Source organism: Opitutus sp. GAS368 (assembly GCF_900104925.1).
In the GTDB taxonomy this organism is placed as follows: domain Bacteria; phylum Verrucomicrobiota; class Verrucomicrobiia; order Opitutales; family Opitutaceae; genus Lacunisphaera.
Map to the genome: position 1 here is coordinate 2398633 of NZ_LT629735.1, position 21108 is coordinate 2419740.

Sequence of the window (21108 nt, forward strand, 5' to 3'; positions counted from 1 at the left end):
TCAGCCGGCGAGTTCGGCGATGGTTTCAATTTCATAGAGGTCCGTGGGCGTCAGCTGAAGGTCCGCAGCTGCGACCACGTCCTCCACCTGTTCCGGCCGGCGCGCGCCAGCGATCGCCGCCGTCACGGCCGGGTGGCGCAACGTCCAAGCCACGGCTGCCGCCCCCGGCGAACAACCGTGGCGCTGGCCGACGAAGCGCAGCCATTCCACCAAAGCGAGGTGGGCCGACAGCATTGGCTCCGTGAAATCGTCATCGTGCTTGCGCCAATCATCGTCGGGCAGCCGGGCGATGCGCTCCCGGGTCATGGCGCCGGTCAGCAACCCCGAGGCCATGGGGGAGTAGACGATCGTGCCGATGCCGTTGCGCCGGCAAAAGGGCAGGATCTCCGCCTCGATCTCGGGGTGCACCAGGGAATATCGCGGCTGCAATGAGGTGATCGGGGCGATGGCTTGGGCGTGCTTCATTTGGGCCACGTCAAAATTCGAAACCCCGATCCAGCGGACCTTTCCCTCGCGTTGCAGTTGCGCCATCATGCTCCAGCCCTCCTCGATGCGTTTCGGGTCATCGACCGGCCAATGGATCTGGTAGAGGTCGATGGTGTCCACCTTGAGCCGGCGCAGGCTGTCCTCGCATTCCTGCCGGATGGAAGCGGCCGTCAGGTCGCGACGGGTTCGGCCTTTGGCGTCCCAGCGGAGACCGCACTTGGTGAAGACGTAGGGCCGGGCACCCGACCAGGTCGCGAGCGCCCGGCTCACGATCTCTTCCGAGTGGCCGATGCCGTAAACCGCCGCGGTGTCGATCCAGTTCACGCCCAGTTCAAGGGCGCGGTGGATGGCGGCGACAGATTCGTCGTCGTTTTGCCGGCCCCACCCGTATTGCCATCCGGCGCCGCCGATGGCCCAGGAGCCAAAGCCCACGCGCGTGATGAACAGATCGGAATTTCCCAATTGTTTCGTTTTCATGCTCTGCACTGTTTTTGTATTCATAGGATTGTTAAAGTTGCTTCGCTTCCGGCCACCCGCCGCCGGGTGATCGGACCAGGGCGATCGCGGTCACGAGCTGCTGGCCGCGCAGTTGCACGGTGCTGAACTCCAGGTTCGACATGGTGCTCTCCGCCGTCGCCACCTCGAGGCCGGTAGCGGCGCAGCCGCGCGGAATGAAATACCCTCCAAGCATAGACCACGCTCAGGGCGATTTGCATCACGACGCCCGCCACTGCGCCGAACCACCGCTTGGGATTGTTTGCGTTCATGCCGGTTTTTTTGGCGGATTTTTTTCCAGGCAATTTCTGAGGGCCTGCGCGAGCCGATGTGCTTCAAATGGCTTGGGGAGAAAATTCACCCCTTCTTCCAATAGAAAATCCTTGCTCGCGATTTCCGCGCTGTAGCCGCTGACGTAAAGCACCCTTAATTTGGAGTCTTGCTGCAAAAGCTGTCCGGCCAGTTCCCGGCCGGTTATTCCACCGTCCATCACCAAATCAGTCAGCAACAGGTGGATTTCGTGGCGGTGCTGTTTCCAGACTTCCAGAGCTTCGACCCCGTTGCGCGCCTCCAGCACGCGATAACCGAGACCCGACAGCACGATTTGCATGGTGGTGCGCAAGGCTGAATCATCCTCAACCAGTAAAATGGTTTCACTGCCACCGGTGATCGTAGCCAGCGCCGGCCCGCCAGCTGCATGGTTTGGAACCTGGGTGAGGCGGGGCAGATATACCCGGAAGGCTGTTCCCAGACCGACTTCGCTATACACATTGATCCAGCCGTTATGCTGCTGGACGATGCCAAAAACGGTGGCTAACCCGAGACCGCTCCCTTTGCCGACCTCTTTGGTGGTGAAGAACGGCTCAAAGATTCGCGGCAAGTTTTCCGTCGGGATGCCGCAGCCGGTGTCGGTCACGCTCAAGCAGACGAACGAACCGGGCCGGGCCTGAGCAGTTTGTGCCGCCGTAACCTCATCAAACTCGAAAGTCTGGGTTTCAATGATCAGCCGGCCGCCCTTGGGCATGGCGTCGCGGGCATTGACGGTCAGGTTCAAGAGGATCTGATCCAGCATTCCCGCGTCGGCGTGGACAAACAACGGCTGCGGCGCGAACTTGAACTGCATGTGGACATCCTCCCCGAGGATGCGATGCAGCATCTTGGCAATGTGCTTGATGGTCTCATTCAAGTCGAGGTCGCGCGGCTGCAGGGCCTGGCGTTGGCTGAACAGGAGCAGTTGACGGGTGAGGTTGGCCCCGCGCTCGGCCGCCGTTTCTATCTCGGTGGCGAAGTCCATTGGCGTCGAAGCGAGCGCCTGTTCGCGTCGCAGCAGGCCGGCCAGCATTTTAATGACCGCGAGGATATTGTTGAAATCATGCGCCACGCCACTCGCCAGCTGCCCGAAGGCCTCCATCTTCTGTGCCTGCCGGAATTGCGCCTCCAAATCCCTGCTTTCCGTGACGTCGCGGGAATTGATGACGACGAAACCGTCCGCGGCTTCGCCGGGAATGTTTCGCCCGATGGATTGCAGGGTGCGCCAGGAGCCATCTTGATGGCGGAAGCGATACTCTTCCGACCAAGGCACGTTCGCATCGGTCAAGGCGCGCTTGAGGGTGTCTGCCGCACGGGCGGCATCCAAAGGATGAATAAACTCAAAGGCGTTCCGTCCCACGACGTCCTCCGGTTCGTAGCCCAGCAGGCGCTTGGCGGAGGGACTTTGAAAGCGGATGAGCCCCTCGCCATTCAGTATCGTGATCAGGTCGGAGGCATTTTCTATGAGCAGACGGAACCGGTCTTCGCGCTTCCGCAATTCGCCTTCCGCCCGTTTGCGTTCGGTGATATCAGTACCGATCACGAGAATGGATTTGGGCTGGTTCCGGGCATCCCGCAGCAAGGTCCACCGGGTATGCAGCATGAGTTTGTCGCCAGCTCCGGTAATCTTCTGCATTTCTCCGCTCCATTTGCCGTCCCGGAGCACGGTCTTGAAAGCCTCGAGGAAGGTCACGGCATCGAACTGAATTAGCTCGTCGATCTCGCGGCCAATCGCCTCTGCTGCTGTCAAGCCATAGAGTCGTTCCGCACCCTTGTTCCAAAAGATGATGCGGTGGTTAAGATCGCGGACAACGATGACATCATGAGTCTGGTCAATCAGCGCGGCCTGTTCCGCGATCCGTTCCTCGGCCCGCTTGCGCTCGGTGATGTCGCGGAATGTCCAGATTCGGCCGTAATGTCTTCCCGCCTTGTCCCGGACCGGCGACGAGTAGCGGTCCAGAATCGTGCCATCCACCAGTTCGATCTCGTCCTGGCTCACCTCTTCCGGGTGGGCATACAAATAGGCGACCTTCTCGAGAAATTCAGCGGGATTCTTGGTCTGGGCCGCGAAGAACTGAAGCTGTGCGGGATAATCTTCCTTTTCGGCGATATGCGCGGGCTCCTTCCACAATGCGCGATGCCGCTGGTTTTGGAGAATTTTTCTGCCCTGGCCGTCCACCACCAATATCCCGTCCAGGGCAGAATCCACTTGCGCCTCGAGGAAAGCTGTTTTCCAGCGCAATTCGTCCTCCGCCCGCTTGTGCTCGGTGATGTCTTGCATCTGGGAGATGAAGTAGCGCGGCTGCCGCTGGCTATCACGGACTAGGGAAACGCTTAACTGCACTGTGATAGGCCGGCCGCTTGAGTGGATATAGCGTTTCTCGAGTTGGTAGGAGTGAATTTCTCCGGCGATTATCCGGCGGACATAGCTCAAGTCCGCTTCTAGATCCTCCGGATGGGTGATGTTTTGAAAGGTGCGGGTGAGTAGTTCGTCCTCGGAGTAACCGACCACCTTGCAGAGCGCCGGATTCACTTTAAGCCACCGGCCTTCAAGTGAGACCAGAGCCATGCCGATGGGTGCATATTCGAATGCACTGGAAAAGCGTTCCTCACTTTCCCGCAGCGCGTCTTTGGCCTGAGGCTGATCGGTGCTGCCGCGGAGCCGCCCAGTGGTGTCGGGCGATCGTATTGAGAGGTTCATATTAAATCTGGCAAATCGACCAAACTAGCCAACCGCATTGGTGGCTGGAGAAAACACCGTCTCGGCGTTTTCCGCTTCGGACAGCGGATTGCTGGCCCGGACATGCTGGTGCTCTGATCGGGTTTCTCTTGGCCCGCTGCGAGAATGGTCGGCGCCATCCCCACGACTGCGAGAGTGGCCGTTCTTAAACCAGGAAATCTGCGCTGGGTGAATCTGTCGTGCTTTAACAGACTTGCTTGTGCGTCCGCCAAGGGAGGGGGGTGAATTTTCCATGTGGGCAATCTACCATCGCAGCTCCCGTGATTCCATTGGACCTTGGTCCCATGGCCTCGGCTACTGGAAGACTGTAAGTTGGTTAAATAACGAGACGGACTGTCCGGAAGAAAGTGCCGCACGGATCTCCACTAGCTCCGATCCACGCTACCCTCACTCCAGCCGCCTGAACTCCGCCTCCCCGCATTCGCGTTCACCCATGATTACCGTCTGGCCGCGGTCCATCACTCACCGGCCCGGCTTATTGGCGCCCTTGAGCCGTCTCTCCTGAAAGTGGCGCGGTTTACACCCATTCAACAGGTGCAAATCCACATGGATCAGATCTGCTCAAAACCCAGTCCCAGTCCGGTAAAGTTGATTGCCCCGCAGCCTGGGCTGAGCCAACCTGCAACTAGACCGCTACCAGGCATCATCGAATCTGCGTTCACTGCGGCCCCCCGTCTGAATGAGCAACCACGCTCCACAGTCCTTGCGGAACTCGGCCTTTGTGCGCTACGCAATTGCGGTGGTGACGAGCCTCGGCGCCGTGCTTGTCACCCGTGCCCTTCGGATCATCAGCCCGCATGCCCCAGCCGATCTCATTTACTGCGCCACGATCCTCAGTGCGTGGTTCGGGGGAACCGGTCCCGGGTTGCTGGCCGCCTCGTTCTCCTCGGCGGCCATTGCCTTTCATTTCATTCCGCCACCCTACGCCGGCATTTCGACGACGTCGGATTTGATTCGGCTGGCGGTCACTTCCGCGGGAGTGTTTGTCGTCAGCTGGATCAGCGGACGACAAAGGCGCGCCGAAGAGCTGTTACAGCAGGCGCGGGATAAACTGGAGGAGAAGGTTCAGGATCGCACTGCCGAACTGCGGCGGACCAACGAGAAGCTGCAAGCTGAAATTGCCGAGCGCAAAACCGCCGAGGAGGCGCTGCAGACGATGCAGGCCGAACTCGCCCACGTCAGCCGTGTGACCATGATGGGTGAATTGACCGCCTCGATTGCCCACGAAGTAAACCAGCCCTTGGGCGCGATTATGAATTACGCGAATGCCTGCCGACGGCTGCTGGCCACACAGCAGGAGGGAAATGCCGGGATCGACGAGGCCCTCTCCAGGATTGTCGAGGACGCCCACCGGGCCAGCGATGTCATCACGCGCATCCGGGCTCTGGCCAAAAAGCAGCCCACGGATAAAGCCCCGCTGGCGGTCAAGGATCTCATCACCGACGCAGTGGCCATCTCGAACTACGAAATGCGGGCGCGGGGGGTGGCGATCCGGGTGGATTTGGCGGCGGATTTGCCCGCAATCGCGGTTGATCGCATTCAGTTCCAGCAGGTGCTGCTCAATCTGATCATAAACGGCAGTGAGGCGATGGAATCAATGCCGCCCGTACAGCGCTTCATTGAAATCAGCGCCCGCCTCGAATGCTCTGGGGACGAGCCCGCTCTCACGGTGCGCGTGCGGGATTACGGCCCCGGAGTCAACCCGTCTGACGAGGCCCGGTTGTTCGCCCCTTTTTACTCCTCCAAGGCAAAAGGTCTGGGCCTCGGTCTGCCCATCAGTCGCTCGATCATCGAGGCGCATGGTGGACGCCTGTCGCTGGTGCCCAGCGGTGGCGCGGGGGCCACGTTCCAGATACTCCTGCCGCTGCCGGGGCCGGCCATCGCATGACCCCCGGCGACCACCTCGTCTATGTTGTCGACGACGACCGGTCGTCACGGCAATCGCTTGAGTTCCTGATCAGGTCGGCGAGCTTCAAGGTTCAAGCCTTTGCTTCCGCCCAAGAGTTCCTGGGATTTCCGCATCCGGTGCTGCCGGCTTGCTTGGTGCTCGACGTGCGCATGCCCGGTTTGACCGGACTCCAGCTGCAGGAAGAACTTGCAAGAATGCGCGTCGACATCCCGATCATTTTCATGACTGGCCACGGCGACATTCCCATGTCGGTTAAAGCGATGAAAGCCGGCGCGGTGGAATTCCTCACCAAGCCATTTCGCGAGGACGAGATGCTGCGGGCCATCACCCAGGCCCTTGAGCGCGATCGGGTCGCGCTCGGCGAGCGGCTCGAACTGGCAGCGCTTCGCCAGCGGCACGCTGGGCTTACGCCCCGCGAGCGCGAGGTCATGGCCAGTGTCGTCACCGGTTTGCTCAACAAGCAGGTGGCGGCCGAGCTTGGAGCGGCGGAAAAAACGATCAAGGCGCACCGGGGGCGGGTGATGCAAAAAATGCAAGCTACCTCCCTGGCCGATTTGGTGCGAATGGCCGAGAGACTGCACGCCGATGGCTAATGTGCGGTTTGCGTGGAACCGAGGGACTAGGTCCGGGGTTTCCCGTAGGACTTAGGTCTAATGGCGGTTCCGAGTTGGCAAGTGTATCCTATCGAATTGTTATTATTCCACTGAACATGAAACCATTTCCGCCACCGGACCCTGCCCCCTTGGTCGCCATTGTCGACGATGACGAATCGTTGCGCCGCTCGGCGCAAATGTTGATTGTCTCCCTCGGCTTTCGCGCGGAAGCGTTTGCGAGGGCGAAGCAGTTTCTGCAATGGCCGCTACTGGGCGAGGCGTCGTGCCTGATTCTCGATGTCTGTATGCCGGAAATGAACGGCCTTGAATTGCAAAGGCGGCTGGGACGGTCCCATCCGCACCTGCCAATTATCTTCATCACAGCTTGCGCCAAAGAGGACGAGGAAAAGCAGGTGATGGGCGCCGGCGCTGTCGCCATGCTCAGGAAACCGGTGCCGGAAAGCATTTTGACCGAAACGCTCCGCCGGGCCTTGGATTCAGGTGGTTGGGAGCGGCCACCGGCAGTTCCAGGGCTTTAGGGCTGACGCCCTCGCCAGGTTTCCTAGGAGTAAAAGCGTGCCGCGGAAGAAACGGTTCTTTTGACGGCTGTCGCCATGGGGAGCGACGTCGGAAACCGACGAAGGCGCGGCGGGCTTTGGCCGGGAGGCCTGGTTTGCATTGCGGTCTTGGCCGTCTGTTTCTGCGCTAGCTGGCGGCTAAGTATTTCTGGTGAACTGCCGTTGCATTACTGGATGTGGGTGAGGTCGCACTACTGATTGGAGGCATGGTGGATTTGATTCACAGGTCGAAAGATTTCCTACGTAGAAGCCGCCGAGACCCGGAAAGGCATTTTGAACGGATGGGCGCGATCCCACTTGGATCCAAAGGGAAATTGCAGGCACCGGCAAATGCCTAGGCGGCACGTTCGGCGGCAATTACGTGAAAGGCCTGGTTCCACAAAGGCGTTCGCTTACCAAGGCAGCGGGGCCATCTTGAGCTCCCGCTCCCAAAGGGCGCGAATCGCCCGCACAGTTTCCGGCAGCAGCGCGGCGTTTCCAGCGGCAATATTGTCCAGCACCTGCCCGGTGCTCTTGGCTCCAGGTATAACCGTGGACAGCTCGGGTTGCGCCAAGACATAGCGAAGGGCGGCATGGGAGAGTGAAAGACCCGGCGGCACCAAGTCCGCAAATTGCTTCACGAGCGCCGCCCGGCGTGTAATAACCTCCGGGGTCCAGCGGTCGCGCACCCCGTCGAAACGGCTATCGCTCCGATATTTTCCGGACAACCATCCCGAATCAAGCGGCACCTTGGCGATTAATCCCACACCTTTTTTCTGCGCCCCGGCAAAGGCCGTAAGAGGCTCCTGATGGAAGGCATTGAACAACACTTCGATCACCCCGCTCCCAGTGGTTGCCACGACTTGGGCGAGATCGCACCCTGAGTCGAGCGAAACGCCGTAGCACCGCAACCAGCCTTCCTTCTTCAGCCGTTCCAGTTCACCGTAAAGCGCGGTTCGGTTGCCATCCATTAAAGCTGCCGGCGGATTGTGAACGAGCAGGACGTCGAGATAGTCGGTCTGAAGCCGGCGCAAACTGGCGGCGACCGCAGGACGCAGTGCCGCTATGTCGAAATTTGTCTCGCCTTCGGCCGTGTGGCCGAATTTTGAGCAGAGCACGACCTGTCCCCGGACGTTCTTCAATGCCCGCCCCAGCAAATCTTCGCTGCGTCCCTCCGAGTAACCCGGAGCCGTGTCGAAGAAATTGCACCCCGCATCCCGAGCAACTTGCACCATGCGCAATGCTTCGTCCGCATCTTGCATGCCCCAAACCGGATTGGCGAGTTGCCAGCCACCGAAACCGATCTCGCTGACGATGATCTGACTTAAGCCGAGGGTACGGTATTTCACGATTTAATGTATGCTTTCAAAGCGCCGGGAACAATTTTCATTTTGCCAACAGTTGCCTTTATTTTTAGCGACTGATGAAAATCAGGCTCTTCGGATTCGACACCCAAAATCATTGTTTGCTGAGTGCAAACCTACCAGGGGAAAATTCGGCTTCGCCTTCGCCTCAACCACGACCACCGGAGGCAAACCGCCGCGATCGAGATTGCCCGGAACAGCGGAGCGATTCGCCGCACCGCGGACGTCAGTCGCTTCGATCCCGGTTGTCGAAGCAACCCTTTCTTGCCGACGCCAGCCTGGCTGGCACAATGCCCTGACGATGGAACTGCGTCATCTGCGATACTTTGTGGCCGTGGCGGAAGGCTTGAATTTCACCAAGGCCGCCGCGCGGCTGCGGTTGGCGCAACCGGCGTTGAGTCGTCAGGTGGCGGACCTCGAAGACGAGCTGGGCGTGGACTTGCTGAGCCGCTCTTCACACGGCGTCCGCCTGACGGAAGAAGGGAAGCTGTTCCTGGCCGAGGCGCGTCTGGTTCTCACCCACGTCGACGAAGCGGTCACGAAGGTCCGCGCATTGGCACGCGGGGAATTTGGCGAACTGCAGGTGGGCTATGTGCCGCCGCTCGACCTGCATATCCTTCCCCGCGCCCTCGCGGCCTTTCAGAAGACAACGCCCGGCGTCAAAGTCGTGCTGCACGATCGCGGCAGCGATGAACTCTGCCAGGACCTGCGCGACGGAAAGCTGCACCTCGCGCTCATGATGCAGCCCAGCGAGGAGGCCACCGCGGGAATCACATTCGAGGAGGTTGGCCGCTATCCGTTCTTCGTCGCCATGGCCTCAGGCCATCCGCTCTCGAAGCTGAAAGCCGTCCCGCCCGCCAAGCTGGCCAAACAGCCCCTGGTGGTGCTCGATCGCAAAAAGAATTCCGAGTTTCACCGGATCCTAAAACGCGTGTTCGCCCCCCTGCGGCCGAACATCTCGACGGAAGCCGACAGCGTGAATTCCCTCATCACCGAAATCGGTGTCGGCCGGTGCGTGGCGGTGGTCAGCCAGCTCTTTAAGGAAGCGATTGGGAACCGGCTCGTTTATCGCCGGTTGACCGAGACCGAAACTGTCATGTGCGTCGGCATCGCCCGCGCGCAAAACGGCGACCTGCCTCCCTCCGGGGAAAAGCTGCTGGCGACGATCCGGGCGACTGCGCCGGGCTAGCTGACGCGTCAGCCCCGACGTTTGAGCACGGCGGGTGTTCGCGGGCCACTTTCGGCCTCGTTTCCTGATATTCCTGAAAGGCATCGCCATCAAAGAAAGGTGGTATTGGGCAGTTTCGAGCGCGGCTGATAAAGTGGCTTCACGGTTGGCAACCGCCACCGCAACCCAAAATAAAAACCCATCATGAATACGCAGAAATCAAATCAATCGAACAGCAGCGCCAAGAAATCCATCGTCCTCGTCCACGGCGGCTTCGTCGACGGCTCCGGCTGGGCCGGCGTCTACCGCGAACTGAAGCGCAAGGGCCACAGCGTCGTCGTGGTTCAGAACCCGACCAAGTCCCTCGCCGACGACGTCGCCACCACCAAAGCCGCCATCGAGAGTGTGGACGGCGAAGTCGTCCTCGTGGGGCACTCTTACGGCGGCGTCGTCATCACCGAAGCCGGCACTCATCCCAAGGTTTCGAACCTCGTCTACATCGCGGCCTTTGCGCCCGACCAGGGCGAGTCGGTCGCCTCCCTCATCGCCAATCCTCCCCCGGGCGCGCCCGTTCCCCCGATCCTGCCGCCGAAAGATGGTTATCTCTTCCTCGACCGCTCCAGGTTCGCCGCATCCTTCGCGGCAGACGTCGAAGCCGGTCTGGCCGCGTTCATGGCCGATTCGCAGGTTCCGTGGGGCCTTGATGCCCTGACCGGCGCCGTCACGAATCCCGCCTGGAAGTCCAAGCCGAGCCACTACCTGGTGGCCTCCGAGGACAATATGATCCCGCCGCCGGCCCAGCGGATGATGGCCGAACGCGTGAAGGCGCAGGTGACCGAAGTCCCGGGCAGCCACGCCGTCTACGTCTCGAAGCCCGCGGAAATTGCCCAGTTCATCGGGCGGGCCGCGTCCGCCTAAGGGACAGTCCAACCCGGCAATCACCGGCGAAGCGCAGAAGTGCGCCGCCGGTGATTTGCATTGTTCGGGCCACGGCCGGAATCTGAGGGCGGCTGTTCTCCGGGATTTGGTGCGGCTCGGAACCGAAGCGCTTCACTCGGCGGTTCCAATACTCCCGGATAACCGTTCCGGTAAAAGCAGGCGGTCATAGATTTCCTAACCTCGTGCGCGGTGGGGCCCAATCAGTCGGTTGGACCCGATCCGCTTCCAAAATCACGAACTGGAGGAGTCTTCAGGAAAATGTGTCGCTTTGGTTGCCCTGTAGGCCGCGGCCACTGGCGAAGCGATTTCCCTAACCTCGGCTTGAGTTCGTGTTTCGCTCGAAGTGGCTATGTGGCGGCTCATCTATGGTCAGAAGTCACAACCATTTGCTTCAAAATTAGGCCTTCAAGAGTGTTTCTCAGAGGGAAAGCAGCCGTCCGGTTCAAGGGGCTTGAAGCAAATCACCGCCGACAGGCCAACTTGGCACGGGTTTGATTTGATTCATTAGCTTCACGTTGGGGCTATCGGCCCCCCGAGCGACTGTTTCGCAGTGCAACAAATGGCGCGTAGCGTGGCATGGGTGCAAAGCACCGTGCCACGGCAAGTATGGCCAAAGAAGGTAAACACCACACTGGCGGGGGGGAGCAAAGGAAGGGAAGGAGATAACGCGTTTTGATCTTGGCCTAGTAAGATAATGACGGAATGCGCCATTGAGCGCACTTGCTATCGGTTAGTGCGGCCAATTTGACTAGGTTGCCAGTGCGACGTGTATTGAAATCCCGCCGGAATGATGAGGTTGGTTTTTCGGCTCACTCGTATCGGGAGGCCGGCAGATCTTCCGGTGTATTCAGGTTTGTGAGCCATTCCGGGGGAAAATTCTCTGCGGAAATTTCCCGCAGGTTCCCGGCAGCTTCCAGCCGCGTGCACAGGGCTTGAAACGATCTTTGCCCGGAAAGCTGCGCGGCCCGCAGCTCGGGCAGGCAGGACAGATGCCACGCAGCGGCCAGCGGTTCGTAGCCGGAGGCGCGGCGCGGGACCACGGCCCGTCCTTCGTTTTCTGCCAGGTGTGCCAGCGCGCGCAGCCATGTGGCCGGGATCAGGGGCATGTCCACGGCGAGGACGAGCAGCACTTCCGCCGGGTGCAGGACCCATAAGCCGGCCAGCGCGACCAGCGCGCCCGCGCCGGGCTCGCCATCATCGACACGCACGAAATCGGGCAATGCGAATGGTTGTTCAGGACGGCAGCTCAGAATCAGTTCCTGCGGATCGGTGGCGCGGAGGGTGTCGGCCTGATGCTCGAGCAACCGGCGGTCGCCCCATGTCAGCCCGGCCTTGTCGCGTCCCATGCGGTGGGAATAGCCTCCGGCGAACAGGACGGCGGTGTGGCTCATGATGGCGCAGTCAGGCGCAAGCAGCCGTCACTGAGGATCAGCGCGCGCAGGCCGCCGCGGCCCTGCAGCCACTGCTCGGCTCCGGGCGCGAGGGCCTGGTCCATCCAGTAGCACGGCTTGCATTCACCCATGCCGCGAAAGCGCACGCCTTGGACGGTAAATTCCCTGCCGATGAGTGTCATCAGGTCGACGCCCCGTGTCAGCACGTTGCGCCGGTAGGCGGAAGCGGGGGCGACCGGGAGCTTCAGCGAGCGCTGCAGGTGCTCGTGAACCTCTGCGGCGAAAAACGTAATCTGGCCGGGGTAGTCAGGCTTGTGGTCAAAAAAGCGATCGCCGCGCAAACCGCGCCCGGCGACGCATTCCACCGATTCCACGGACTCGATGGCGTGCGTGCCAGACGGCTGCCCATGGTGGCCGACATAATTGTGCCCGGGGGAAATGAAAATAGCCTCGATGTTCATGCCCCGCGTACCCGTTCCGCCCCGCAATAGACATTAAATCTTTCGGCCCGGAGAAATCCGACCAGTGTGAGATTGCCGCGCCGGGCGCATTCAACCGCGAGGGTCGAGGGAGCGCCGATGCCGGCGATCAGAGGCAGTCCGGCGGCGAGCGTTTTCTGGACGAGTTCAAAGGAGACGCGCCCACTGACCAGCAGAACCGTGTCGCGCAGGGGCAGGCGGGATTCCAGCAAGGCCCAGCCGAGCACCTTGTCGAGCGCGTTGTGCCGGCCGACATCCTCGCGGAGGCAAAGCAGTTCACCGGCGGAGTTGAAAAGCGCGCTGGCATGAAGTCCGCCCGTCGCGGCAAACCCCGGCTGAGCGGCGCGGAGCCGGCCGGGCAGCGTCGCCAGGAAGGCGGGGGTAAACTGCGGTCCGGAAGCTGCCGGCAGGAAATTGTGGGCGACCGCATCGATCGTCGCCTTGCCGCACAGGCCGCAGCTCGACGAGCTGAAGACGTGCCGTGTCAACCGGGCAAAGTCGACGGCCACATCCGGCGCGAGCAGGGCGTCGACGACGTTGCCAGTCTGACCTTCCGGGAGATCGCGGCACATCAGAATATCCAACACGTCGGACGCCTGCCGGATCAGCCCCTCGGTCAGCAGAAATCCGGCGGCCAGTTCGCGGTCGTGGCCGGGTGTCCGCATGGTGACGGCTACGCTGCGTCCGCTGACGCGGATTTCCATCGGTTCTTCGATGGCGAGGTTGTCCGTGGAATCTGCGGTGCCGGTTTCGCCCGCTGGCCAGCGAGTGACGGGCAGGCGGGCCGAGTTCATGCGCGGTGGGCCCGGGCTGCCGCGGCCTGGTCGGGGCTGGCCGTGAAGCTGACCTCGATCGATTTGCTGGTCGGGGTTTCGCTTTCGTCCGCGATGCTATCGATCGGGACCAGCACGTTGGCTTCGGGGAAATACGTCGCGGCACAGCCGCAGGGAATCTCGTAGGGCGCCACCATGAAGCGGTGTGCGATTCGTTCCTGACCGGCGTAATGGCTGGTGATGTCGACGAACAGCCCCTGCTGGAAACCGAGGGCGGCGATGTCGTCGGGATGCAGGAAAACCACTCGGCGTCCGCCATGGATGCCGCGGTAGCGGTCGTCGAGGCCGTAGATCGTCGTGTTGAACTGGTCGTGCGTGCGCATCGTCTGCAGCAGGAACCGGCCGGGTGCGACCGGCACAAAGCTGGTCGCCGCCGTGTGGAAATTGGCGCGCCCGGTGGCGGTGCGGAAGACGCGTTCGCGGGCGCCGTTCGGCAGGTAAAACGGGCCTTGGCTGATGCGCGCGTTGAAATCGGTGAAGCCGGGAATCACCCGCGAGATGTGGTCGCGGATGATCGCGTAGTCATGGCTCATGCCGGTCCAGTTGATCGTCGATGAGGGCAGCGTGGCGCGGGCGATGCCCGCGATGATGGCCACCTCGCTGAGCAGGGTGTCGCTGACCGGTTTCAAGCGACCGCGCGACGAACCCACGATGCCCATCGAATCCTCCACGGTGACGAATTGCTCGCCCGTGGCGCGTTCGTCGCTGTCGGTGCGACCGAGGCAGGGCAGGATCAGGGCGGTGCGGCCGGTGATGAGGTGGGAGCGGTTGAGCTTTGTGGCGATGTGGACGGTCAGGTCGCAGCGGCGCAGTGCCTCGGCAGTGAACGCGGTGTCGGGCGTGGCCTGCAGGAAATTTCCGCCGAGCGCGACGAAGGCCTTCACGCGACCGTCGTGCATGGCCTTGATGGCCTCGACGGCACCGTAGCCGTGATGGCCCGGCGGGGTGAAATGAAATTCCTTCTCCAGCGCCGCGAGCAGGGTGTCGGGCGGTTTTTCCCAGATGCCCATGGTGCGGTCGCCCTGCACGTTGCTGTGGCCGCGCACCGGGCACACGCCGGCGCCGGTCCGGCCGATGTGGCCGCCCAGCAGCAGCAGGTTCACGGCGTAGCGGATCGTATCGACGGCGTTCTTGTGCTGGGTGAGGCCCATGGCCCAGCAGATGATCATGCGCTTGGAGCCGGCCATCATGGCGCCAGCGGCGCGAATGTCGGACTCAGCCACGCCGGACAGGCGCACCCATTCGGCAAAGTCGCCTTCGCGGATGTCCTTGGCGAATTCGTCGAAGCCCGTGGTCAGGTTTGCGATGAAATCCCGGTCCAGCACCGAGCCGGGGTTGGCCTGTTCGGCCTCAAGTATCAGGCGGGCGAGCGCCTTGAAGAGCGACAGATCGCCATTGAGGCGCACGGGCAGGAACAAATCGCTCAACGCCGTGCTTTTGCCGAGCAGCATGGCGGCAAACTTGAGCGGGTTGGAGTATTCCTCGGGGTTCGGATTCTTCACCCGCATCAGGCCGACCTCGCGCAGCGGGTTGATCGCGATGATCTTCGCGCCGCGCTTCTTGGCGTTCTCCAGCGTCGTCATCATGCGTGGGTGATTGGTGCCCGGGTTCTGGCCGGCGATGACGATCAGGTCGCTGGCTTCGAGGTCCTCAAGCGTGACCGTGCCCTTCCCGATGCCGATGGCGGCGTTGAGCGCGCAGCCGCTCGATTCATGGCACATGTTGGAGCAATCCGGCAGGTTGTTCGTGCCGTAGGCGCGGGCGAAGAGCTGGTAGAGGAAGGCCGCCTCGTTGCTGGCGCGACCCGACGTGTAGAACGCGGCCGCGTCTGGCGAGGGTAGGGCGCGTAATCGTTCGCCGATGAGCGTAAAGGCCTCGTTCCACGCCATGGGTTCATAGTGATCGCTGCCAGTGCGAAGCACCATGGGCTCGGTCAGCCGGCCTTGCAGTTCGTGCCAGTGGTCGGATTGCTCCGCGAGGGCGGATATGGAGTATTCGCGGAAAAATTCCGCGGTGATTGTCCGGGTCGTGGCCTCACTGGCGATGGCCTTGGCGCCGTTTTCGCAAAACTCGAAGACATGGCGCTTCTCATCCGGACTGGGCCAAGCGCAGCTCTGGCAGTCGAAACCGTCCTTTTGGTTGACCTTGGCAAACGCCTTGGCGGTGCGCACGACACCCGCGCGGCCCAGACCATGTTCGAAACTCTTGGCAATGGCGGTCAAGCCGGCCGCGGCATGAGGCAAGGGCTTAAGCCGGGGGGTCGTCGTCTCAGGCGGCGGCTCTGCGCGGGGACCGGGGAGGGAAGACGGGAGAGGATTCACAGTGGCATGAGCCGGAATCAAGTAAATGAGCTAGATTAAAGCGACGCCAAAAACCCTCCGTCCACATATAGGATCTGTCCGTTGACGAAATCAGATGCGGGTGACGCCAGAAACACCACGGCTCCGACAAGATCCTGGGGCGTTCCCCATCGGCCAGCCGGTGTGCGCTGTTTCACCCAGGCATCGAAGTCGGGTCTGGCGGCGAGATGCTGGGTCATCTCGCTCAACATATACCCCGGACCAATGCCGTTTGCTTGGATGCCGCGGCGTCCCCATTCCACCGCCATGGCCTTGGTGAGCATCTTCAGGCCGCCTTTGGCCGCCATGTAGTTCCCCGTGGTGGGCCGGCCGGCTTCGCTCATCAGCGAACAGATGTTGATGATTTTTCCGCGGCCACGGACCAACATGGTGGCGACGGCGGCCTGAGAGGTCAGGAAGGCGCCGGTCAAATTGGTGTCCAATACGCATTGCCAGTCGGCGAGCGCCAGTGTTTCCAAAGGACCGTAACGGTGGATCCCGGCGTTGTTGACCAGGATGTCGATCGGCTCCAAGCCGGACGCGAACGCGGCGTTTATGGCAGCGGCATCGGTTACATCGAAGGCGAGCGGTTGTGCCCGGATACCCGAGCCGCGCAATTCGGCCGCCGTAGCCGCGGCGCGCAGCGGATCAATATCGTTGATGATGAGCTCAGCGCCGGCGGAGGCGAGGCCTCGCGCCATGGCGAGGCCAAGTCCTTGGCCAGATCCTGTGATCAACGCACGCCGGCCTGTTAAATCGAAGAGATCCATGAGAGCGCGCGATTTTTTGATTCAGTGGGTTCAGCAGCCGGTGGCACCGCCATTTTCTCAGGACTGAAAATGTTTGGTTGGGAGCTTGATTGCTCGTCCCGTGCGAAGCGACTTTGCCGCCGCTTCGGCGAGGACCAGTGCCTGGCGACCATCTTCGCCGTTTACGGGAAGCGGTTTGCGCTGGGTTGTCGCCTCGACGAAGGCAGACAACTCGAGCCGGTAGGCGACGGCGTATCGCTCAAGGAAGAAATGGAGCGGCTTGTCCACGCTTACCGAACGGGCGTCGGCCAGTTCAACAGTGGTCGGGGTAAGATTGCCGGCGAGCAGTCGGCCTTTGGCGCCGTGAACTTCGACGCGCTGATCGTAACCGTAGGCGGCGCGACGACTGTTATTGATGTGGGCGAGCTTTCCCGAGGCGGTTTTCATCACCACCATCACCGAGTCCGTATCGCCGGCATGCGCGATGTCCGGATCGATCAGGCAGCTGCCGGCGGCGAAGACTTCGACCGGCTCCTCGCCAAGGAGCCACCGCGCCATGTCGAAATCGTGAATCGTCATGTCGCGGAACTGTCCGCCGGAGATTTTGACATAGCTCACCGGCGGAGGGGCGGGGTCCCGGCTGGTGATAATCACTTGCTCGACCGCGCCGATCTCTCCGGTGCGAAGCCGGCGGTGCAACTCTGCGAAGCTCGGGTCGAATCGGCGATTGAAGCCGACCAGCATCGGAACCCCGGCCTTTTTCACGGCGGCAAGACACGCATCGACCCGCTTTAGCGAGAGATCAATGGGTTTCTCGCAGAAGATGGCCTTACCGGCGCGGGCGGCGGCAATCACGAGATCGGCGTGAGTGTCGGTGGAGGAGGCAATGATAACCGCGTTGACTTCGCGGTCGCCGAGGGCGGTGGCGGTATCGACAACGCGGGCTCCATATTTTCCCGCGAGGGCTTGGGCGCTGGCGGGATTGACGTCCACGACATAGCGAAGGCGGGCGTTAGCGGAAGCCGCCAGATTGGCGGCATGGATAGCACCGATGCGTCCGGCGCCGAATTGAGCGAAAGTGAGCATGGGAAAGGGGTGGAGCGTTGATGGAGGAAGGGCTTGGGTTTACTTGCGCCAAATGTCGCCTTCGCCGTCAATAAACCACCGGGACGTGGTGACCTTTGGTTGCGTATAGAACATGACGCCGGCGCGGCCCTGCATGTGCAGATCGCCGAAGAACGATTCGTTCCAGCCACTGAAGGGGAACATCGACATCGGCGCAGGCACGCCGACATTGATGCCGATCATGCCGGCCGACACGCGATGCTTGAACTCGCGCGCGGCGGCACCGCTGCGGGTGAAGATCGCGGCGCCGTTGCCGAAACTCGATTGGTTCGCCAGCGCGATGGCCTGGTCCAGGTCGGACATGTGAAGCACATTGAGCACGGGACCGAAGACTTCCTCCTGCGCGAGCTTCATCTCGGTGCGCACGTCCTCGACGATCGTCGCACCGAGATAGAAGCCGTTGGGCGCATCCGTGACCTTTACGCTGCGTCCATCCGCGACCACCCTGGCTCCGGCGCGTTCGCCCTCGTCGACCAGGCTGCGCACCCGATCGCGATGGGCGGCCGTGATGACGGCCCCCATGCCGGGTTGCTTCTCGACGTCGGTGCGACCGACCGTGAGCGCTTGGGCGGCTTTGACCAGTTCGGGCAGCAGCTTGCCGCCCCGGTCGCCAACCGTCAGCATGCTGGCTCCGGCCATGCAGCGTTCGCCGGCGCAGCCGAACGCGGCGTTCATGATGCCTTCAACGGTTTTCCCGATATCCGCATCAGGCATGACGACCACGTAGTTTTTGGCGCCGCCATTGGCTTGCACGCGCTTCCCGTGGGCGGTGCCGGTCGTATAGACATGCCGCGCGACCGGGGTTGATCCAACAAATGAAACCGCCTTCACCAAGGGATGTTTGAGCAGCGCATCGACCGCGTCCCGACCGCCGTGGACAAGATTGAAGACGCCCTTCGGCAGCCCGGCCTCGGCCAGCAATTGGGTGAGACGGATGGCAGTGAGCGGCACGCGCTCACTGGGCTTAAGGACAAAAGTGTTGCCGCACACGAGGGCGAGCGGGAACATCCACAGCGGGATCATCGCCGGGAAGTTGAAAGGAGTGATGCCGGCGCACACGCCGAGCGGGTGGCGGGCGAGTTCGCCGTCGATGCCCCGGGCGATGTTCGGCAGCAGTTCGCCCGTGAGCAGAGTCGGCGCGGCACAGGCAAGCTCCACGACTTCATAGCCGCGAAACAGATCGCCACGCGCCTCGGCGTAGGTCTTGCCGTGCTCGCGGCAGATGAGACGCGCGATTTCGTCGAAGTGTTGTTCGATCAGCGTGCGGTATTTGAACATCACGCGCGCGCGTTCGACGGCGGGTGTGTCCGCCCACGCTGGAAACGCGGCGTGGGCCGCACGGACGGCGGAGTCGACCTCGGCTGCACCGCCAAGCGGCAGCTCGCCGAGGACTTCGCCGAGCGAGGGATTGAACACCGGCGAGCGCGGGGCGCCCGCAAAGGTCGTCCATTCGCCGTCGATATAGAAAGGATGTTGGAAGGAGGTGGGGTGGGTCATTTGAAAATGGCTATCGAGACGCGAAAGATACAGGCGCCAAAGGGTCGATCCGCACCAAACGTCAGGGATGGATGATCGATCCAAGCGTTTTCTCCTGATGAGTTGAGGTTTGGGAACGGGGGTTCATTACGACTCAGCCGAGCATGGCCGCCCGGACGATGGCCAGAAGATCGGCGTAGCCGGCGAGAAACTGGTCGAGCGTATGCACGGTCGCGCCGTAACGGACGAACTCCGCCCGTTTCATGCCGTCCTCGTCGTGCGCCTTGATAAAGTCGGGAAACTTCGCACGCAGTTCGGCGAGGATGGCGTCGTCCACCGGTTGGTCGAGGGTCAGGCGGGGCTGCGCGGCGGCATTGTTGAACTTCGTCCACCACGTGTATGGTATCGTCTGCAGGACCTCGCGGCCGATGATCTGCGACCAGTGGCCTTCGTGGCGATAGGCCGCGGCGAGCAGTGTGCCTGGCCGGCCGCTCTCCAGAAAAAGCCGATGGGCGCGCTTGAAAACGGCGATGCCGGCCCAGTCGATGACCCCGGGCGTGGTGGCAATCTTCTTCGCCGCGGCGACACGTTTCAATTGATCGTCCACGCGGCCAATCATCAGCGTGATGTAGGGACGGATCGCGTCGGCGTCGTGGCCGGCTGCGCGCGCGCGTTTGAGCCCGCGCTCCAAGGCGGCGGACACGGCGAGGGCCTGTGGCACGGTGAAGCTGACGGTGGCGTTCACGCGCACCCCGCGCGCCGTCATCTCTTCCATGGCGGCGATGCCGGTGTCGGTGGCTGGCGCCTTGATGGCGATGTTGGGTGCGAGTGAGGTGAGTTCAATGGCTTGTGCGACCATGAGGTCCTTGTTCGGGTAAAACTTCGGGTTCACCTGCATCGACAGGAATCCCTTCGCGCCTTTCGTCCTCTCGTAGACGGGTAGGAGTTGCCGCGCGGACTGAATGCCGAGCGCGTGGATGAGCTTCCAAGCGAGTTCGTCCTCGATGGCGTGGGGATGATCCTTGATGAGCTGCTCGAGGATCGGCAGGCAGAGCTGGGGATTAGCCTTGGCGGTTTGCGAAACGATGACGGGATTCGACGTGCCGCCCACGGCCCCGAGCGCCACGGCTTCGCCGAGTTCAGCGGGAGCACCTGAGTCGTTCCACCAATCGGCCCCGAGGGCCGACATCTGGGACATGCGTGAAATATTCATGATGATAGGTTTCAATCAGACTCCGGTCTGCTGGCGGACATAGTCGCGGGCGCGAGTGGCCTTGGGCAGGGCGGGCACCTTGACCGGATCCTCCTCGGCTTCGACCACCAGCCAACCGCGATAGTCCGCACCGGCCAGGAGTGCGAAAATCGCGGGATAATCTACGCAGCCGTCACCGGCCACCGTGAACACGCCGTTAACCACAGCCCGATAGAACGACCAGCCCTCGCGGCGCACGCGCTCGGCGACTTCGGGCCGGACACTCTTGAGGTGCACATGGGCGATGCGAGCGGCGTAACGCCGGGCCACGGCAACCGGATCGATGCCGGCGAAGGCAAGGTGGCCGGCATCGAGCAGCAGCCGGAGCTCGGGCACCCCGGCGAGAAGGCGATGCAGGTCGGTTTCATTCTGGATCACCGTGCCCATGTGATGATGATAGACGACCTGCATGTCCTCGGCCACGGCGAGCGCGGCCAAGTGCTTCAGGCCGGCAAGCAGCCTGGGCCATTCGGCCTCGCTAAGGCGGGGCGCAAGTTTGTCGCCAAAGCCGAGCGCAGTGTCGCGGTCGCCATGAATGCAACGAGTGCATTCGGCGACGATCACCACGCGGGCGCCGAGGGCCTTGAGCAGGTTGCTGTGGGCGCGGAAGGAGCGTTCCTCTTCCGCAAGCTCCCGCGAGACGAGATAAGTGCTGTGCCAGCCGCTGACGAGCCGGAGATCATGGCGGCCGAGGGCATCGGCGAGGGGGCCCGGCGTGCGCGGATAGGCATGGCCCAGTTCGCTGCCAGAGAAACCGGCGGTTCGCATTTCGCGGAGAATCGTGTCCAGCGGCACATCGCCCGCGAGATCGTTGAAGTCGTCATTGCTCCAGATGATCGGGTTGGCACCGACGAGGCAGTCGTGCAGCTGAACGAGGGGCGGGGTGAACGGCAGAGAGGGCATA

Annotated in this window: 18 protein-coding genes; 5 read left to right on the forward strand and 13 right to left on the reverse strand. The window is 62.1% G+C overall.

What is annotated here, in order from left to right:
* The 3 genes from BLU29_RS10340 to BLU29_RS10350 all read right to left on the reverse strand — a co-directional run bounded on the left by BLU29_RS10340 (position 1) and on the right by BLU29_RS10350 (position 3991).
* Positions 1–963, reverse strand: coding sequence for an aldo/keto reductase (locus BLU29_RS10340; protein ID WP_091057475.1), 963 nt, complete (start codon positions 961–963; stop codon positions 1–3).
* Between the two features lie 31 nt (positions 964–994).
* On the reverse strand, positions 995–1177 hold the full coding sequence (locus tag BLU29_RS10345) for a hypothetical protein (RefSeq protein ID WP_091057478.1): 183 nt from the start codon (positions 1175–1177) through the stop codon (positions 995–997).
* Between the two features lie 72 nt (positions 1178–1249).
* Positions 1250–3991, reverse strand: coding sequence for a PAS domain S-box protein (locus tag BLU29_RS10350; protein ID WP_091057479.1), 2742 nt, complete (start codon positions 3989–3991; stop codon positions 1250–1252).
* A gap of 718 nt (positions 3992–4709) precedes the next feature.
* Here BLU29_RS10350 and BLU29_RS10355 point away from each other — a divergent pair.
* The 3 genes from BLU29_RS10355 to BLU29_RS10365 all read left to right on the forward strand — a co-directional run bounded on the left by BLU29_RS10355 (position 4710) and on the right by BLU29_RS10365 (position 7071).
* Complete coding sequence (locus BLU29_RS10355) at positions 4710–5918, forward strand: PAS domain-containing sensor histidine kinase (protein ID WP_091057483.1); 1209 nt, start codon at positions 4710–4712, stop codon at positions 5916–5918.
* Positions 5915–6532 carry a response regulator transcription factor gene (locus BLU29_RS10360; protein ID WP_091057486.1) on the forward strand — a complete coding sequence of 206 codons (618 nt, stop codon included), beginning with the start codon at positions 5915–5917 and terminating at the stop codon, positions 6530–6532. Before BLU29_RS10355 ends, BLU29_RS10360 begins: the two co-directional genes overlap by 4 nt.
* A gap of 149 nt (positions 6533–6681) precedes the next feature.
* Positions 6682–7071: a response regulator gene (locus tag BLU29_RS10365; RefSeq protein ID WP_172830250.1), complete on the forward strand. Its 390-nt coding sequence runs from the start codon at positions 6682–6684 to the stop codon at positions 7069–7071.
* Between the two features lie 431 nt (positions 7072–7502).
* On the opposite strand, the gene BLU29_RS10370 is transcribed toward BLU29_RS10365, so the two are convergent.
* Positions 7503–8438 (reverse strand): aldo/keto reductase, encoded by a 936-nt coding sequence (locus tag BLU29_RS10370; protein ID WP_091057490.1) that lies wholly within the window; start codon positions 8436–8438, stop codon positions 7503–7505.
* A 316-nt stretch (positions 8439–8754) separates the two neighbouring features.
* Between BLU29_RS10370 and BLU29_RS10375 the strand changes: the two genes are divergently transcribed.
* Positions 8755–9642 (forward strand): LysR substrate-binding domain-containing protein, encoded by an 888-nt coding sequence (locus BLU29_RS10375; RefSeq protein ID WP_091057491.1) that lies wholly within the window; start codon positions 8755–8757, stop codon positions 9640–9642.
* A 183-nt stretch (positions 9643–9825) separates the two neighbouring features.
* Positions 9826–10539: an alpha/beta hydrolase gene (locus tag BLU29_RS10380; RefSeq protein WP_091057494.1), complete on the forward strand. Its 714-nt coding sequence runs from the start codon at positions 9826–9828 to the stop codon at positions 10537–10539.
* A gap of 830 nt (positions 10540–11369) precedes the next feature.
* Here BLU29_RS10380 and BLU29_RS10385 read toward each other — a convergent pair.
* The 9 genes from BLU29_RS10385 to iolE form a co-directional block, all read right to left on the reverse strand.
* Positions 11370–11951: a molybdenum cofactor guanylyltransferase gene (locus tag BLU29_RS10385; RefSeq protein WP_091057495.1), complete on the reverse strand. Its 582-nt coding sequence runs from the start codon at positions 11949–11951 to the stop codon at positions 11370–11372.
* Entirely contained in the window at positions 11948–12412 is a 465-nt protein-coding gene (locus BLU29_RS10390) for a molybdenum cofactor biosysynthesis protein (RefSeq protein ID WP_091057498.1), read from the reverse strand. Before BLU29_RS10390 ends, BLU29_RS10385 begins: the two co-directional genes overlap by 4 nt.
* Positions 12409–13224, reverse strand: coding sequence for a formate dehydrogenase accessory sulfurtransferase FdhD (fdhD, locus tag BLU29_RS10395; RefSeq protein WP_091057500.1), 816 nt, complete (start codon positions 13222–13224; stop codon positions 12409–12411). Before fdhD ends, BLU29_RS10390 begins: the two co-directional genes overlap by 4 nt.
* The gene (locus BLU29_RS10400; protein ID WP_197677686.1) at positions 13221–15485 is read right to left on the reverse strand and encodes an FdhF/YdeP family oxidoreductase; all 2265 of its coding nucleotides are present in this window, start codon (positions 15483–15485) and stop codon (positions 13221–13223) included. The genes fdhD and BLU29_RS10400 overlap by 4 nt, the downstream gene beginning before the upstream one ends.
* Before the next feature lie 134 nt (positions 15486–15619).
* Positions 15620–16372: an SDR family oxidoreductase gene (locus BLU29_RS10405; RefSeq protein ID WP_091057504.1), complete on the reverse strand. Its 753-nt coding sequence runs from the start codon at positions 16370–16372 to the stop codon at positions 15620–15622.
* 57 nt (positions 16373–16429) lie between these two features.
* The gene (iolG, locus tag BLU29_RS10410; RefSeq protein ID WP_091057507.1) at positions 16430–17437 is read right to left on the reverse strand and encodes an inositol 2-dehydrogenase; all 1008 of its coding nucleotides are present in this window, start codon (positions 17435–17437) and stop codon (positions 16430–16432) included.
* Positions 17438–17476: 39 nt separating this feature from the next.
* Positions 17477–18973 carry a CoA-acylating methylmalonate-semialdehyde dehydrogenase gene (locus BLU29_RS10415; protein ID WP_091057508.1) on the reverse strand — a complete coding sequence of 499 codons (1497 nt, stop codon included), beginning with the start codon at positions 18971–18973 and terminating at the stop codon, positions 17477–17479.
* Positions 18974–19106: 133 nt separating this feature from the next.
* Positions 19107–20165 (reverse strand): transaldolase family protein, encoded by a 1059-nt coding sequence (locus BLU29_RS10420; RefSeq protein ID WP_091057511.1) that lies wholly within the window; start codon positions 20163–20165, stop codon positions 19107–19109.
* Positions 20166–20180: 15 nt separating this feature from the next.
* A complete protein-coding gene (gene iolE / locus BLU29_RS10425; RefSeq protein WP_091057514.1) occupies positions 20181–21107 on the reverse strand; it encodes a myo-inosose-2 dehydratase in 927 nt (308 codons plus the stop codon).
* Between the last annotated feature and the right edge of the window lies 1 nt (position 21108).